At 75.3% G+C, this 14788-nt stretch carries 12 protein-coding genes and 1 pseudogene; 8 read left to right on the top strand and 5 right to left on the bottom strand.

Features of this window, described 5'->3' with window-relative positions:
* Nucleotides 1–8: 8 nt before the first annotated feature.
* On the bottom strand, nucleotides 9–428 hold the full coding sequence (locus tag A4R25_RS10965) for a helix-turn-helix domain-containing protein (RefSeq protein ID WP_043328166.1): 420 nt from the start codon (nucleotides 426–428) through the stop codon (nucleotides 9–11).
* A gap of 192 nt (nucleotides 429–620) precedes the next feature.
* Here A4R25_RS10965 and A4R25_RS10960 point away from each other — a divergent pair, with 192 nt between their 5' ends.
* The gene (locus tag A4R25_RS10960; RefSeq protein WP_043328168.1) at nucleotides 621–1049 is read left to right on the top strand and encodes a hypothetical protein; all 429 of its coding nucleotides are present in this window, start codon (nucleotides 621–623) and stop codon (nucleotides 1047–1049) included.
* An 8-nt stretch (nucleotides 1050–1057) separates the two neighbouring features.
* On the opposite strand, the gene A4R25_RS10955 is transcribed toward A4R25_RS10960, so the two are convergent.
* Entirely contained in the window at nucleotides 1058–2206 is a 1149-nt protein-coding gene (locus tag A4R25_RS10955; protein WP_064446643.1) for an SAM-dependent methyltransferase, read from the bottom strand.
* Between the two features lie 183 nt (nucleotides 2207–2389).
* Nucleotides 2390–4048 (bottom strand): DEAD/DEAH box helicase, encoded by a 1659-nt coding sequence (locus A4R25_RS10950; protein WP_064446642.1) that lies wholly within the window; start codon nucleotides 4046–4048, stop codon nucleotides 2390–2392.
* A 285-nt stretch (nucleotides 4049–4333) separates the two neighbouring features.
* On the opposite strand from A4R25_RS10950, the gene A4R25_RS10945 reads away from it, so the two are divergent.
* Nucleotides 4334–5020 carry a ferritin-like fold-containing protein gene (locus tag A4R25_RS10945; RefSeq protein ID WP_043328173.1) on the top strand — a complete coding sequence of 229 codons (687 nt, stop codon included), beginning with the start codon at nucleotides 4334–4336 and terminating at the stop codon, nucleotides 5018–5020.
* Between the two features lie 45 nt (nucleotides 5021–5065).
* On the opposite strand, the gene A4R25_RS10940 is transcribed toward A4R25_RS10945, so the two are convergent.
* On the bottom strand, nucleotides 5066–5293 hold the full coding sequence (locus A4R25_RS10940; protein WP_030502928.1) for a DUF3107 domain-containing protein: 228 nt from the start codon (nucleotides 5291–5293) through the stop codon (nucleotides 5066–5068).
* 65 nt (nucleotides 5294–5358) lie between these two features.
* Nucleotides 5359–5997 carry a TetR/AcrR family transcriptional regulator gene (locus A4R25_RS10935; RefSeq protein WP_030502929.1) on the bottom strand — a complete coding sequence of 213 codons (639 nt, stop codon included), beginning with the start codon at nucleotides 5995–5997 and terminating at the stop codon, nucleotides 5359–5361.
* 149 nt (nucleotides 5998–6146) lie between these two features.
* On the opposite strand from A4R25_RS10935, the gene A4R25_RS32150 reads away from it, so the two are divergent.
* The 6 genes and pseudogenes from A4R25_RS32150 to A4R25_RS32145 all read left to right on the top strand — a co-directional run.
* A complete protein-coding gene (locus A4R25_RS32150; RefSeq protein WP_064446641.1) occupies nucleotides 6147–9257 on the top strand; it encodes a hypothetical protein in 3111 nt (1036 codons plus the stop codon).
* Nucleotides 9258–9296: 39 nt separating this feature from the next.
* The gene (locus A4R25_RS10925; protein ID WP_043328177.1) at nucleotides 9297–10292 is read left to right on the top strand and encodes an alpha/beta fold hydrolase; all 996 of its coding nucleotides are present in this window, start codon (nucleotides 9297–9299) and stop codon (nucleotides 10290–10292) included.
* 5 nt (nucleotides 10293–10297) lie between these two features.
* Complete coding sequence (locus A4R25_RS10920) at nucleotides 10298–11155, top strand: DUF3152 domain-containing protein (RefSeq protein WP_064446640.1); 858 nt, start codon at nucleotides 10298–10300, stop codon at nucleotides 11153–11155.
* Between the two features lie 78 nt (nucleotides 11156–11233).
* Nucleotides 11234–12079, top strand: a complete 846-nt coding sequence (locus A4R25_RS10915; protein ID WP_064446639.1) for a DUF3152 domain-containing protein — start codon at nucleotides 11234–11236, stop codon at nucleotides 12077–12079.
* 41 nt (nucleotides 12080–12120) lie between these two features.
* The gene (moeZ, locus tag A4R25_RS10910) at nucleotides 12121–13368 is read left to right on the top strand and encodes an adenylyltransferase/sulfurtransferase MoeZ (protein ID WP_176722780.1); all 1248 of its coding nucleotides are present in this window, start codon (nucleotides 12121–12123) and stop codon (nucleotides 13366–13368) included.
* 130 nt (nucleotides 13369–13498) lie between these two features.
* Nucleotides 13499–14368 (top strand): annotated as a pseudogene (locus A4R25_RS32145) (hypothetical protein); the annotation flags it as partial.
* Nucleotides 14369–14788 lie beyond the last annotated feature (420 nt).

The following is a 14788-nucleotide window of genomic DNA, read 5'->3' as shown; positions in this document are numbered from 1 at the left end:
GCCCTCGGTCAGCCGGCGCGGCGGACCGGGCGGCGGGCCAGGTAGCGGAGCAGATCGCGGATGTGGTGCTTCTCCTCGGCGGGCACGCTCGGGTCGGCCAGCCGGTCCAGGATCACCCGCACGTCGGCCTCCACCGGACCCTCCTCGGCACCTCGGCGGCGCGGCACCGGACCGGCGTCGGGCAGGCCCAGCGCGCGGAACGCGGCCGCCACGGGCAGGTCGAGAGCGGCGCAGAAGCCGCGCACCTTGGCGAGTTCGGGGTAGTCCTGCCAGTCGCCGGCCAGCCAGCGGAACACCGTCGAGCGGCCGACTCCGGTGTGGGTGGCCAGATCGGTGACCGTCCAGCCGCGTTCCTCGCGCGCGTCGTCGATGGCCCGGCGTACGAAGCGCGCGAAGGCCATCTGCGGCGAAACGTCTGCCGAACCCATCCCTGTCGGATCTGCCCCTCCCGCCGGTGGCCCGGCTCTGCCGATCGAGCCTAGTACGCCGGGGCGCAGAAGTAACTGACTGATCGGTCCGGAGATCTCGTCGGCGGGACTCGGTGAATGCGGAAGCTTGCTTCGGGTAATGCGCTTCGGGTAATAGGCTGAGTGAACCCTGAGAATCGATGGAGGAGAAGCATGGCCGAGCCGGACCGTCCCGTACCGCATCGCCCCGGCGCGGTGAGCCTCTTCTTCGTGGCCAAGGCCGCGTTGTTCGCTCTCGGCTTCTGGATCTGGCTGCTGGTGCTGGCGGTACGCGGTGGCGAGGCGACCGGCGTACACCTGATCGCCGCGACCGGCGCGATCTGCACCACGCTGGCCTCGGTCGTGTTGGGAGCGCGGGTGGCGTTGCAGCGCAACGCCGCCCTCCGGCATGCCGAGCTGAAGCGGATGCTCGTGGACATCTCGTGGAACGCCTTCGCCGCCGCCGGCAACGCCGAGCAGCTCGGCGGGAAGGTGGTGCCGTTCCCGACCGCGGCCGAGGACGGCGAGCGGCCCGCCAACCGTGGTGAGCGCGTGTCTGTGCTGGACCGGGGCGATCGCAACCGGGGCGACCGGGGGCGGTAGCGCGCCCCTCAGGCCCGCTCCGCCAGCAGCGTCTCCAGCCGGGGCGTCACGCCCCACTGGCCGACCAGGTCGCGATACTCGGCGCGCTGCCCGTCGGTCGGCGCTCCGGCCGTCCGGCGTGCCCGGATGAGCAGGTTGCGCGGCGTGTGCTGGGAGTCGATGAACTCCACCACCTCGGCGCGGTACCCGTGCAGGCGCAGCAGACCGGCCCGCAGCGCGTCGGTCAGCACGTCGGCGAACCGCTCCCGGAGGATGCCCTGCCGGGTCAGCAGCTCGTACGGTCCCGGCGCCGGGCGGGCCCGGAGCTGGGCGGCCAGGTCGTGGTGGCAGCAGGGCGCGGCGAGCACCCAGCGGGCGTCCCAGCGCACCGCCCGGGCCAGCGCCTCGTCGGTGGCGGTGTCGCAGGCGTGCAGCGCGAGCACCAGGTCCGGCGCCGGTTCGACGGGCGCCTCGGCGATGGTGCCGGCCACGAAGCTGACCCGGTCGGCCCAGCCCAGCCGCTCGGCCAGCTCGGTGTTGCGGCGGCGCTGGTCCTCGCGTACGTCCACGCCGACGAGTGTCACGTCCAGGCCGCGCCGCAGCAGGTAGCGGTAGGCGGCGAAGGTCAGGTACGCGTTGCCGCAGCCCAGGTCCACCACCCGCAGCGCGCCGGTGAGGTCGTCGGGCAGCGTCGCGGCCAGCGCGCGCAGGAACGCGTCGACCTGCCGGCGTTTGGCCGCCGAGCCGCCGATCTCCTTGAAGAGGGGATCACCCGGGTCGAGCAGCCACTCCTTGGCCCGGTCGTGCCGCTCCGGCTCGCCGGCGGTACGGCTGGCCGCCGCGCGGTGCACCTGCGCCTCACCGGACTTCGTCACCCGGAGCTGGATCGTGGCGTCGGCGGTCTCGACGTGCCAGTTGCCGAACGGCTCGGCGAGCAGTTCGTCCACCGCGGCGTCGGCCTCGGCGCCCGGCGCCACGTTGCGGGTGTGCGGCCGTGACCCGTCGGAAGTGGCGATCTGCAACCGGGGGCCGCTCTTGAGCGCGACCGGGCGCAGTTCCGCGCGTACCACCGAGGGACGCTGCCCACGACGCCGCCCGGCGGCCACCGCCCGGGTCAGCCCCGGCGCGAGCAGCAGCGCCCGTACCTCGGCGAGCGCCGATTCCAGCGCTTCCGGCATCCCTACCTACCTCTCCAGTTCTCCACCCACCCACCCCGCCGGCCTGGTTGATCATGAGGTTGGCCGTACGTGAGCACGGCGTGTCGCGCCGTCAACTTCATGATCACCGCGTGGGTCCGGCGGTCGTGGGACGGGGACGGCCTCCGGGACCGGGGTCCGGGAGGCCGTTTCCGTTGGTGTTCGTCAGTCGGCGTTGCTGGCTTCGGCGGGCGCGCCGGTGCTGCCGCTGCGGCGGCGACGACGGCGACGCGGCTTGCTCGCCGTCTCACCCTCCGCGGCCTGCGGTGCGGCGGCGGTCTCGGTCGAGCCCTCGGTGCTGATCACCGCGGTCGGCTCGCCGGCCACCGTCTCGCCGGCCCGGCGACGACGCCGCCGACGCGGCGTACGGGTCGCCTCGCCGTCCCCGGCCTCGGCCTGCCCGGCGGGCGCGTCCCCGCCGTCGCTCGCACGGCCCCGACCGCGGTCACCACGGTCACGGTCGCCGCGCTCGCGGCCCCGGCTGTCACCCCGACGCGCGCCCCGGCGTGCCCGGCCGCCGCCACCCAGGTCCTCCTCGACCTCGGCGGACAGGCCGGCGCGGGTGCGCTCGGCGGTCGGCAGCGTGCCGCTGACGTCGGTGGGGATGGCCAGGTCGGTGTAGAGGTGCGCGGAGGTGTGGTACGTCTCCGGCGGCTCGGGCATGTCCAGCCCGAGCGTCTTGTCGATGATCCGCCAGCGGGGCATGTCGTCCCAGTCGACGAACGTCACCGCGACACCCGTGGCCCCGGCCCGGCCGGTACGGCCGATGCGGTGGGTGTAGGTGTCCTGGTCCTCGGGGCAGTCGTAGTTGATCACGTGCGTGACGCCGGTGACGTCGATGCCCCGGGCCGCCACGTCGGTCGCGACCAGCGTGTCGATCTTGCCGGCGCGGAACGCCCGCAGCGCCCGCTCCCGCGCGCCCTGGCCGAGATCGCCGTGCACGGCGGCCACGGCGAAACCACGGAAGTCGAGATCCTCGGCGACCCGGTCGGCGGCCCGCTTCGTACGGGTGAAGATCATGGTCAGGCCACGGCCCTCCGCCTGGAGGATGCGCGCCACGATCTCGACCTTGTTCAGCGAGTGCGTGCGGTACGCGAGCTGCGTGGTCTGCGGGGACGGGCCGGTCTCGGCGGTGTGCCCGGCGTGGATCGTCACCGGCCGGCGCAGGAACCGCCGCGACAGCGCGACGATCGGGTCCGGCATGGTGGCCGAGAACAGCATGGTCTGCCGGTCCTCCGGCAGCATCGCCAGGATCTTCTCGACGTCGTCCAGGAAGCCCAGGTCGAGCATGCGGTCGGCCTCGTCGAGGACGAGCGCGCGGACCCGGTCGAGCCGCAGGTGCTTCTGCTTCTGCAGGTCCAGCAGGCGGCCGGGGGTGCCGACCAGGATCTCGACGCCCCTGCGCAGCGCCTCGATCTGCGGCTCGTACGCCACGCCGCCGTAGATCGGCAGCACCCGGACGCCCCGGGTGCGACCGGCGGCGTCGAGGTCCTTGGCGACCTGGATGCCCAGCTCACGGGTAGGTACGACGACGAGCGCCTGCGGGACGCCGTCGCTGCCCTCGGACGGGGCGAACACGCGCTCCAGCAGCGGGATGCCGAAGCCGAGCGTCTTGCCGGTGCCGGTCGGGGCCTGCCCGATCAGGTCGACGCCGCGCAGCGCGATCGGCAGCGCGTACTCCTGGATGGCGAAGGCGCGGGTGATGCCGGCGGCGGCCAGCGCCTCGACGGTTTCCTGCCGCGCGCCGAGCGCGGCGAACGTGGGTGCCTCCGGCGGGACCGGAGCGGTGGGGGCCAGTGGCTGGCCGGAAATCTGGTCGCTCATGTGGATGTGGGGGTGCCCTCTCGTGGTGCGCCCCTCATGTCCTCAGGGCGCGTTCGGTGTGTGGCGCGGGCCACGCGGTCGGGGGCGAATCGCCGAGCCGGACCGGGCCGCACGCGCGTCGGGGACCGGTCTTGATCAGCGAAGCTGACCGAATCGGTGCCCACGGCAACTGTCTCATCCTACCTGAACGGCCCCTGAGTCGTCCCGATTCCCAGGTGGTGGCCGTGCGCGCGGGGCGGCTCGATGTGACTTGAGTCACAGCGTTGGCGCCGGTAGCCTGCGCTCGTGGCCGCCCCCGACCCCGCCGCGACCGGCTCTGCCGCCGCCGGTCCCACCGCCCCCGATCCCGCCGCGATCGACCTGTTCGGGCTCGTCGCGTACGGCGAACTGCTCGCCTTCGACCGCCTCGCCGCCGACGCCCGCCTCGCGCCCGACCTGGGCCGCCGCGCCGCGCTCAGCGAGATGGCCGCCGCGGAGATCGCCCACTATCGCTGGCTGACCGACCGCCTCGCCGCGTGGGGCGTCACCCCGGAGGAGGCGATGGTCCCCTACGTCGAGGCGCTGCGGGCGTACCACGACTCGACCGAGCCGCGGGACTGGGCGGAGGCGGTGACGAAGGCGTACGTGGGCGACGCGATCACCGACGACTTCCTGCGCGGGATCGCCGACGGCCTGGACGGGCCGGAGCGGACGCTGCTGCTCGACGTGCTGCACGACTCCCGGTACGCCGAGTTCGCCGCGGCCGAGATCCGGGCCGCGATCGAGGCCGATCCCCGGGCCGCGGGCCGGCTCTCCATGTGGGCCCGGCGGCTGCTCGGGGAGGCGCTGTCCCAGGCCGGCCGGGTCGCCGCCGCCGACCGGGGCGCGCTCAGCGCGTTGATCGGCCGGACCGGCGGGGACGTGCCGGGGCTGCTGCGCCGGCTGACCGAGGCGCACACCGCGCGGATGACGGCGGTCGGGCTGAACAACTGAGCCGCCGTGGCGGGAGGCCCGCCACGGCGGCCGGCGCCGCGGGAATCAGCGAACGGTGAACCCGACCGCGCGAGGCGACGCCTCGGCGATCTCGACGTAGGCGACCTTGCCGACCGGCACGATCACGCGCCGGCCCTTCTCGTCGGTCAGGGAGAGCGTGCCCTCGCTCCTGGCGAAGGCGTCGGTCACGATCTGCTCGATCTCGGCCGGCGACTGCGCGCTTTCCAGGACCAGCTCCCGCGGCGCGTACTGCACGCCGATCTTGACCTCCACTGTGCCTCCTCAACTGGGGCGAAAAAGCCACCGTGGGAAGGCTATCCGATCCGGCGGCCCGATGTTCAGGCTGACTCACCTTGCAGCGGGAAGCTGGCGATGCCCCGCCAGGACAGGGCCGCGACCAGCGCCTCGGCCTCCGCCTTGGGCACCTGACGGCCGCCGGCGAGCCAGAACTGGGCGGCCGTCTCGGCGGCGCCGACCAGGCCCGATGCGAGCAGCTCGGCATGCGACCGGCTGACGCCGGTGTCCGAGATGATCGTGTCGGTGATGGCCGCGATGCAGCCCTGCTCGACCCGCTCCACCCGCTGCCGCACCGCCGGGTCGTTGCGCAGGTCGGACTCGAAGACCAGCCGGAACGCCTCGCTCTCGTGGTCGACGAAGTCGAAGTACGCGCGGACCGCGGCGCTGACCCGTTCCTTGTTGTCGCTGGTGCTGCTCATGGCGCCCTGCACGTTTGCCACTATCGCGTCACAGTGCGTGTCCAGCAGCGCCAGGTAGAGCTCCATCTTCCCGGGGAAGTGTTGGTAGAGCACCGGCTTGGAGACCCCGGCCCGCTCGGCGATGTCGTCCATCGCGGCGGCGTGGTAGCCCTGCGCGACGAACACCTCCTGAGCAGCGGCGAGCAGCTGCTTACGGCGTGCCGAGCGGGGCAGGCGGGTGGGCCGACCGGCGGTCTGTGCACCGTTCCCCACTGCGGTCATGGGAACCTCCGAGTATCTGCGTACGAGCCGGCACGTATCACCCGAACCGGTGCGGGTTCGTGAACCCGTCGCGGAATTGGCCCGCCGCTGTAACTTATCGCCACTGTCACCACACGGTAGCCTCAGCGGGGGCGACCAAGGAGCGCGCGGTGAGTGAAACAGGGCAACCCGGAGCCGCCACCCCGGGAGAGCACGGCGACGGGACGGGCCGGCAGGACGAACCCGCCCGTACCGGCGGCGGTTGGGCGCCCCCGCCGAACGGCTGGTCCCGTGGTGCTCCGGCGCCCGGCGGCTGGCCCTACGGCGATCTCGGCGGCTGGGCCGCCTCCTCGCCCCGGCACGGTGACCTGCCGGCTCCGCTACCCGGCCGACCGGAGCCGGGACCGGTGAACGGCCGCCACGTCAACGGCGTGCACCACGCCGGGGAGGAGTCGCGCGTGACCCGCCAGGCGCCGGTCAGTGCCCCGCCGGCGGACGAACCGCCCCGGCAGAGCGACGGCGAGCGGCTGGCCGTACCGGCCCCGCGACCGGCGCCCCCGGCCGAGCAGCAGGTGAACCCGGCCGACGCCGCCGGCTCCCGGCACGCCGCCGACGACCCGGCCGCCGCGCCCCGCTGGGCCGAGAGCGGCCCCGCCTCCGCGCCCCCGGCCCTGCAGGTGCCGCCGGTCGGCGCCGCCGCATCCGGCTTCGAGGTGCCACCGGGCTTCCACGCGCCGAACACCGAGTCCACCCCGTCGCTCTCCCGTGGCTGGGCCGACCGGGCGCCCGGCGAGCCGTCCGCCGACCCGGCCGGCCGTTCCGCGCAGCCCGTGGGCGACGTCCGCCCGCCGGACGGACCGGCGGGCGCCGCCGGGCCCCGGGCCGCCGCCGACTCCCGGGAGCCCGCCGCGGACGACCCGGGCGCCGGTGAACCCGACTGGTCCGGACCGTCCTGGAACCGCCCGAGCTGGGGCGACGGCTGGGCCCCGCCGTGGGCCCGCACCGACGAGCCGGCGGCGCGCCGCGCCGCGGAGCCCGCCGACCGGCGCGAGCGGGAGGACGACACCGCCGGCCGCCGCGCCGCCCGCGACGACCGCGCGGCCCATGACGACCGTGCCAGCCACGACGACCGTGTCAGCCACGACGACCGCGCGGCCCACGACGACCGTGCCGGCCATGACGATCGCGCGGGCTGGGACGACCGGGCGGGCTGGGACGACCGGCCGGCCCGCGACGAGCGCGCGGCCGAGTGGGCGCCCGAGCCGGTGCGGCCGTACATGCCGGCCCGCGTCGAGCCGCCGTCCGGCTACGAGCCGCCCCGGCCCGAGCCGGTACGGCCGTACGAGCCGCTGCGCGCCGAGCCGGCCGCCGGACCGGAACCGACCCGGCCGTACGAGCCGGAACCGCCGCGCCAGTACGAGTCCGAGCCGGGCGCCGGTCCGGAGCCGGCGCGTGAGGCGACCCGGCCGTTCCGGCTGGCCCGGGGCGACGGCGAGCCGCCGCACGGGTACGAGCGACCCTCGTGGGCCGGGCCGCCGGTGCCGGTCCCGCCGGTGAACCCGGCCACCGGTCCCGAGCCGGCGAGCGCCCCACCCGCCCCGGCCGGCGGGTACACGCCGACGTTCCCCGGCTACCCCTCCGCGCCCGCCGGGCCGCCGCCTGCCGCCGCGCCCGTCGCCAACCCCGCGACCCGGGCCACCGGTGAGACCGCCGACGATCCCCGGCAGCCGCCGGCCGCCCCTGCCCGGCCGATCTCCGGAGTCCCGGCGCAGCCGGCCTCCGGCCTCCCGGCACAGCCGATCTCGGGCGTGCCGGCCCGGCCGACGTCCGGCGTCCCGGCCGGGCCGATCTCCGGTGTGCCGGCGCGGCCGATCTCCGGCGTCCCCGCCACGAGTGGTGCGGCGCACACCGACCGCACCTCCGCGCCCCAACCGGCGAGCGCGCCCCCCTACGCCGCCCGCCGGTCCGCGCCGGAACCCGTGCCGGCCGCCGACGCGGCCACCGAGCCCCGACCGGAGGAACCGGCCCCAGTGGTGCTGCCGCAGCGCGTCCCCGCCGAGCCGGACGTGCCAGTCGTGCCGGAGCCGCCCGCAGTGGAACCGTCCGCCGAGACCCCCGAACTCGCCCGCATCGCCACCCACCTGCGCCGGGACGACGAACCCGCGCCGCTGCGTGAGCGCCCGGAGGGCTTCGACGTCAACGCGATCCTGGACGCGGTCCGCGAGGTGGCCGGCGTACGGGACGCGGCGCTGCGCCGTACCCCGGCCGGCGCACACAGCCTCCGGCTCGACCTGGCCGACGGCGCGGACCCGGCAGAGGTCAGCCGCCTGGTGGCCCGGCTGCTCCAGGAACGGATGGGCCTGGCGGCGGCGCCGCAGAACCTGCCCGGCGCGCCGGTCGTGCCGCCGCCGGCCCCACTGCGCCGCCGATCGGCCCGGCTGGACCGGGCCGGTGAGGCACGGGCGGGCGAGGGCCGTTCACCCGGGCCGATCCACGCCCGCGCCCTGCCGGACGAGACGCGGACGGCGGTGCCCGCGCCCCGCAACGGTGACGAGCCCGGACCGGCCGGGGACGAGACGCCGACGCGTACCGGTGTGGTGCGCCCGGCCGCGAACCGCTCCGGCGAAGGGCGGTTCGGCGGCACGGACCGCGCGGCGCGTCCGGCCGACGCCCCGGCCGAGGGCGACGAGCCGCCGCGCCGCCGCCGGCAGGCCACCCACCGGGGCCGGGCCGCTGTCGACGAGACGTCGCTGGCCGCCGCGCCGACCGGCATGTCCACCGGCAGCCCGGTGACGCTCGGCACCTCGTACTCCGGTGGGCAGATGACCACGACGGAGACCGCGCCGTCGCGACCGCTCGACACCGGCGGCGCGCCCGGGCCCCGGGTGGTCATCGAGCACGTCCTGGTGAGCACGTTCGGCCTGGACGCCACCACTGAGGTCCGCCTGATCGCGGGCGACCGGACGGCCGAGGGCCACGCGACCGGGCCGGCCGTCGACGGGTACGTGCTGCGGCTGTGCGCGGTGGCGGCGGCCGCGGCGGTGGACGAGTTGCTCGGCCGGGGCGTCCCGGCCGGTGAGCACGGCCGGTGCTTCGTGGAGCACGCCGCCGTGGTGCCGTTCGGCAACTGCGAGGTGGCGACCGTTGTCGTGCTGCTGGTCTGCGACGGCTGGGTGGAGCAACTGGCCGGGTCGGCCCTGGTCGCCGGGGATCCCCGGCAGGCGGTCGTGCGGGCCACGCTGGCGGCGGTGAACCGGCGGCTGGAGGCGCTGCTCGCCTGAACGGTGTGCGGTACGGCGCGCGCGGGGAAGACTGGAGACATGAAACGCGCCGCACTCTGGCCGGAGCACAGCCTCCCCGCGCACGAGGTCCCGCCGCCCTGGCCCGGCCGGCACGTCCGGCTCGACGGCACGCTCGTGCACGTCCGGGAGACCCCGGCGACCGGGCCCGGCGCGGAACCGGCGCTGTACGTGCACGGCCTCGGCGGGTCCGCGCAGAACTGGACCGACCTGGCCGGCCTGCTCGCCGGCCGGCTCGACGGCCAGGCGATCGACCTGCCCGGCTTCGGGCGCAGCGAGCCCGGACCGCGCTACACCATCCCGGCCTTCGCCGACCGGGTGATCCGCTGGATCGAGCACACCGACCGGGGGCCGGTGCACCTGTTCGGCAACTCGCTCGGCGGCGCGATCTCGGTCCGGGTGGCGGCGCTGCGGCCGGACCTGGTCCGCACGCTCACCCTGATCTCGCCGGCCCTGCCGTTCCTGGACTTCCGGCGTTCGTTGCAGGGGCGGATGCTTCCGCTGCTGGCGATCCCCCGTGGTGAGCGGCTGGCCGCCTGGCGGCTGGCCCAGTTCACGCCCGAGGTGGCGGCGCAGCAGGTGATGGAGGCGTGCGTCGCGGATCTGACCCGGATCAGCGAGCAGCGCCGGCAGGAGGCGATCGACGAGATCCGGGTCCGGTACGAGGCCGCGCACCACGCCGCCGCGTACGTGCGTACCTTCCGGGGACTGGTCGGCAGTTTCCTGCGCTCGTACCTGCCGGGGGAGGGCGCGCTGTGGCGGCAGGCGGCGGCGGTGCGGGCGCCCACGCTGGTGGTGGGCGGAAGGCAGGACCGCCTGGTCGACGTCCGGGTGGCGCCGCAGGCGGCCCGCGTGATCCCGGACAGCCGGCTGCTGATGCTCGACGGCGTCGGGCACGTGGCGCAGTTGGAGGTCCCGCGGACGGTGGCGCGGGCGGTGCTGGGGCTGCTCGGCGAGCCGTCGTCGCCGGACGCCGGTGCGGGGGAGAGCGGAACGGGGCGCGACATGGCAGGCTGAGCCGGATGCCCAGCTCACGCCCTCCCCGCACCGCCCGGTCCCGGGCCTCCGCTCGTCCCTGGCGCTCCGCCCTCGTGGTGTGCGCCTTCCTCGCCGTCGCCGCGGTCGGCGTCGGCGCGGCGCTGCAACTTCCGTCGGCGGGGGCGGGGACGCGGGTCACCGACGGGTTCGTGGCCCAGCCTCCGGCGCCGACGCGGACGCCGCCGAGCGTGTCCCCGTCGCCGGTGGTGACGCCCAGTTCCTCGCCGCCGCCGGTGCTGACGCTGTCCGACCCGGGGCCGGCGAAGGGGCGGGGCAGCTTCGGCTACGACGACCGGCCCGGCGGGGTGCTGGGCCGCTCCGGGCCGCTGCAGCGGTTCCGGGTGGCGGTCGAGAACGGCTCGGGCGAGCAGGTCCGCGACTTCGGCGAGGCGGTGCAGCGGGCGCTGGCCGGCCCGGGCAGCTGGGTGGACGGGGGCCGGCTGCGGTTGCAGCGGGTCGGGCCGGGCAGCGGGTACGACTTCACGATCTACCTGGCCACCCGGGAGACGGCGCGGCGGTTGTGCGGCGCGGGCGGGATCGACATCCGCGTGGGCGGGGTGCCGTACACGTCCTGCCGGGTTCCGGGCAAGGTGGTGATCAACCTGGACCGGTGGCGGACCTCCGCGCCGCACCTGGTCGCCGCCGGGATGACGCTCGACGACTACCGGCTCTACGTGATCAATCATGAGGTGGGCCACCAGCTCGGGCACCGGCACGAGGGGTGTCCGCGGGCGGGGCGGGCCGCGCCGGTGATGCAGCAGCAGACGCTCTTCCTCAACGGCTGCCGCCCGAACCCCTGGCCCTACGTGGGCGGGAAGCGGTACGCCGGGCCGAGCCTGTGACCGCCGGTTCGTGAAGAACATTCGCGGCATAGGCGGTAAAAGCAGCTAAATGCCCGAATTGCATGGCACGCTGATGTCATGACCTCGTCGTCCCCTTACGACATGCACGCCGAGCCGCGCCGCCGACCGCCGCCCCGTCACCCGGCCGAGCGTCCCACGGTGCGCCGCATGCGCCGTCGTCGCCGCCGCTCGGTGCTGCTGCTGGCGATGCTGCTGGCCGCCGGCAGCGGAGCGGTCGGCGTCACCCGGCTGAACGCCCCCGGGCCCGGCGGGACGTCGCTCGCGGCCGAGCCGTCGCTCGCCCGCGGGGCCGCCGAGGCCGACGTCCCGGCCGCGCCGCCGACCGGCTACCCCACCGCCGGCCCCGGCACGTTCGCCGTGGCCCAGGGCCGATCCCCGGTACGCGGACACGCCGGGCCGCTGCGCCGCTACCGGGTCGAGGTCGAGCACGGTACGGGGCAGGACGCCGACGGTTTCGCCGCCACCGTGGACGCGGTGCTCGGTGACCCGCGCAGCTGGATTGCCTCGGGGGAACTGCGGGTGCAGCGGGTGCCCGAGGCGGCCGCCGCCGACTTCACCGTCTACCTCGCCACCCCCGTCACCTCGGAGCGGATGTGCGCCGAGGGCGGACTGCGCACCGACCGGTACACCTCCTGCCGGCTGCCCGGCCGGGTCGTGCTCAACCTGGCCCGCTGGATGACGGCGGTGCCCGACTACGGCGCCCCGCTGGACGTCTACCGGACCTACGTGATCAACCACGAGGTCGGGCACGAGTTCGGCGAGCTGCACCAGGCGTGCCCGGCGCCCGGCGTGCCCGCCCCGGTGATGCAGCAGCAGACGTACGGGCTGGACGGCTGCCTGCCGAACGCCTGGCCGTACGTCGACGGGGCTCGATACTCCGGCGAGCCCACCGACGGGGTCTGAGTTATTCCCGGTCCCGCAGTTCGGGCCGAGTGTCCCTCATCATGGCCGATCCCCGCCCGGGCGAGCGACAATGGCGCGGTCACACCGCCGATCCCGGGGAGTCCACCGTGTCGTTGCCCCCGCTCGTCGAACCCGCCGCCGAGCTGACCGTAGACGAGATCCGCCGATACTCGCGCCACCTGATCATCCCGGACGTCGGGGTCGAGGGGCAGAAGCGGCTGAAGAACGCCCGGGTGCTCTGTGTCGGCGCCGGCGGCCTCGGCTCGCCGGCCCTGCTCTACCTGGCCGCGGCCGGTGTCGGCACGCTCGGCATCATCGACTTCGACACCGTCGACGAGTCGAACCTGCAGCGCCAGGTCATCCACGGCGTCTCCGACGTGGGCCGCTCCAAGGCCGAGTCCGCCGCCGCGTCGATCCGCGAGATCAACCCGCTGGTCAACGTGGAGATCCACAACACCGCGCTGGACCGGGAGAACGTCCGGGACATCTTCTCCCGGTACGACCTGATCGTGGACGGCACCGACAACTTCGCCACCCGGTACATGGTCAACGACGCCGCGGTGCTGCTCGGCAAGCCGTACGTCTGGGGTTCGATCTACCGCTTCGACGGCCAGGCGTCGGTGTTCTGGGCCGAGCACGGGCCCTGCTACCGCTGCCTCTACCCGGAGCCGCCGCCGCCCGGCATGGTCCCCTCCTGCGCCGAGGGCGGCGTACTCGGCGTGCTCTGCGCGTCCATCGGGTCGATCCAGGTCAACGAGGCGATCAAGCTGCTCGCCGGCATCGGTGAGCCGCTCGTCGGCCGGCTGATGGTCTACGACGCCCTGGAGATGAGCTACCGCAAGATCAAGGTCCGCAAGGACCCGAACTGCGTGCTCTGCGGTGAGAACCCGACCCTCACCGACCTGATGGAGGACTACGAGGACTTCTGCGGCGCGGTCTCCGACGAGGCGCAGGAGGCGGTGGTCGACTCGACCATCACCGCGCTGGAGCTGAAGGACTGGCAGGACTCCGGCAAGGACATCTTCCTGGTCGACGTGCGCGAGCCCGCCGAGTACGAGATCGTCCGCATCCCCGGCTCGACGCTCATCCCCAAGGGCGAGATCCTCTCCGGCGAGGCGCTGGCGAAGTTCCCGCAGGACCGGCAGATCGTGCTGCACTGCAAGTCCGGCGTCCGCTCGGCCGAGGCGCTCGCCGCGCTGAAGGCGGCCGGCTTCAACGACGCCGTGCACGTCCAGGGCGGTGTGCTGTCCTGGGTCAAGCAGATCGACCCGTCCCTGCCGTCGTACTGAGTCACGTCGATGGGCCCGCCCGGTTCCCCGGGCGGGCCCGTCGTGCTCTCCGTACCCCGTGGCGTGGACAAACGCCTGGTCGCCCGACCCGCAGGTGGATGCCTTCGGCGACCGGTGGGCGGTACCGGCCCTGACCGAGCTACCGAGGCGTAACCCCGGCCGCGCCAGTACCGTCAGGGCCGTGGTGGACTTGGACGCGGCGATCGGATTCGTCGTCGCTCACGGAGACGCGGTGGACCGTGCCCGTCTCTCCCGGCTGCGCACCGGCGCTCCGGTGCCGTCCGACGTGCTCGACGCCGCCGAGTCCGGGCCGGCGCCGGGCGGCGGCTGGCCCGCCGTACTCGACGGCGAAGTCGCCTCGATCGACGCGACCTGCTTTCGCCTGGCCGAGCTGGACGACCTCGGCGCGCTCGGCCGCCCGGCGGCCCGGCACGCGCTGGACTGGCTGGCCGCCCGGCAACTACCAGACGGCGGCTGGGACGAGGATCCGTCGCTGGCCGGGCTCGCCCCCGAATGGGCCACCCCCGGCGATCCGGAGGCCCGGCTCTACCAGACCGCCAACGCCGGATTCTGGCTCACGGTGGCCGGGTTGGACGCCCGGGCCGCCGGGCCGCTGGACCACCGGGTCGGCGGCGCGTACGCCGGTGTGGTGCAGGCGGCGGCCCAGGCGCTCGCCGCCCAGCTCGCCCCGGACGGAAGCTGGCCGTCCTTCCTGCCCGCCGGCTGGCTCGCCGCGGCGGTGCTGCACCGCCAGCAGATGTACTACGAGTCGGCGCGCATCCAGGCGGTGCTGGCCGACCGGATCCCCCGGATGTCCCCGGCCGACGTGGCCTGGCTCGCCGCCACGCTGCGCCGGGTCGACGTCGGCGAGGAGCAGTGGCTGCTGGTGTCCGCGCGCAGGCGGCTCGCCGAGACCCAGCGCAGCGACGGCGGCTGGGACAGCGACGACGGCCACCAGTTCGACGTGCACACCACGCTGCGGGCGATCCGGGCGTGCCGTCCGAACACGCCCGAGGCCCCGGTAGCCGGCGCGCCGTTCGTGGCGCCGCGCCCCGCCGAGCTGCCCCCGCCGCCCGCGGTGCCGGCCCCGCGCCCGCGCCGGCTCCCCGCATCGACGTCTCCGCCGCCCGCGCCCGACTCTGGGCCGCCCGCCTCCACGCCCGTGTCGCCTGCGCCCGTGTCTCCGCTGCCCGCCCCGGCTCGCCCGTTGACCGGCCCGGCCGAGGCATCGGTCGCATCGGCGGGTCCCGCTTCCGACCCTTCGGCGGGCTTCGGCTCCGACCTGTCGTCCAGTTTCGGCACCGACCCGTCGGCCGGGATCGCGCCCGCGCTGTCGGACGGCGCGCCGGAGCTGTTTCCGGCCCGGGGTCTCGGGCCGGATACCTGGTTCCGTCCGGACACCGGGCCGGATGCGATGCCC

Origin of the sequence: Micromonospora sp. NBRC 110037 (assembly GCF_001652995.1) — a bacterium.
Taxonomy (GTDB): Bacteria; Actinomycetota; Actinomycetes; order Mycobacteriales; family Micromonosporaceae; genus Micromonospora; species Micromonospora chalcea.
This window is presented reverse-complemented; position numbering and strand designations above follow the sequence as displayed.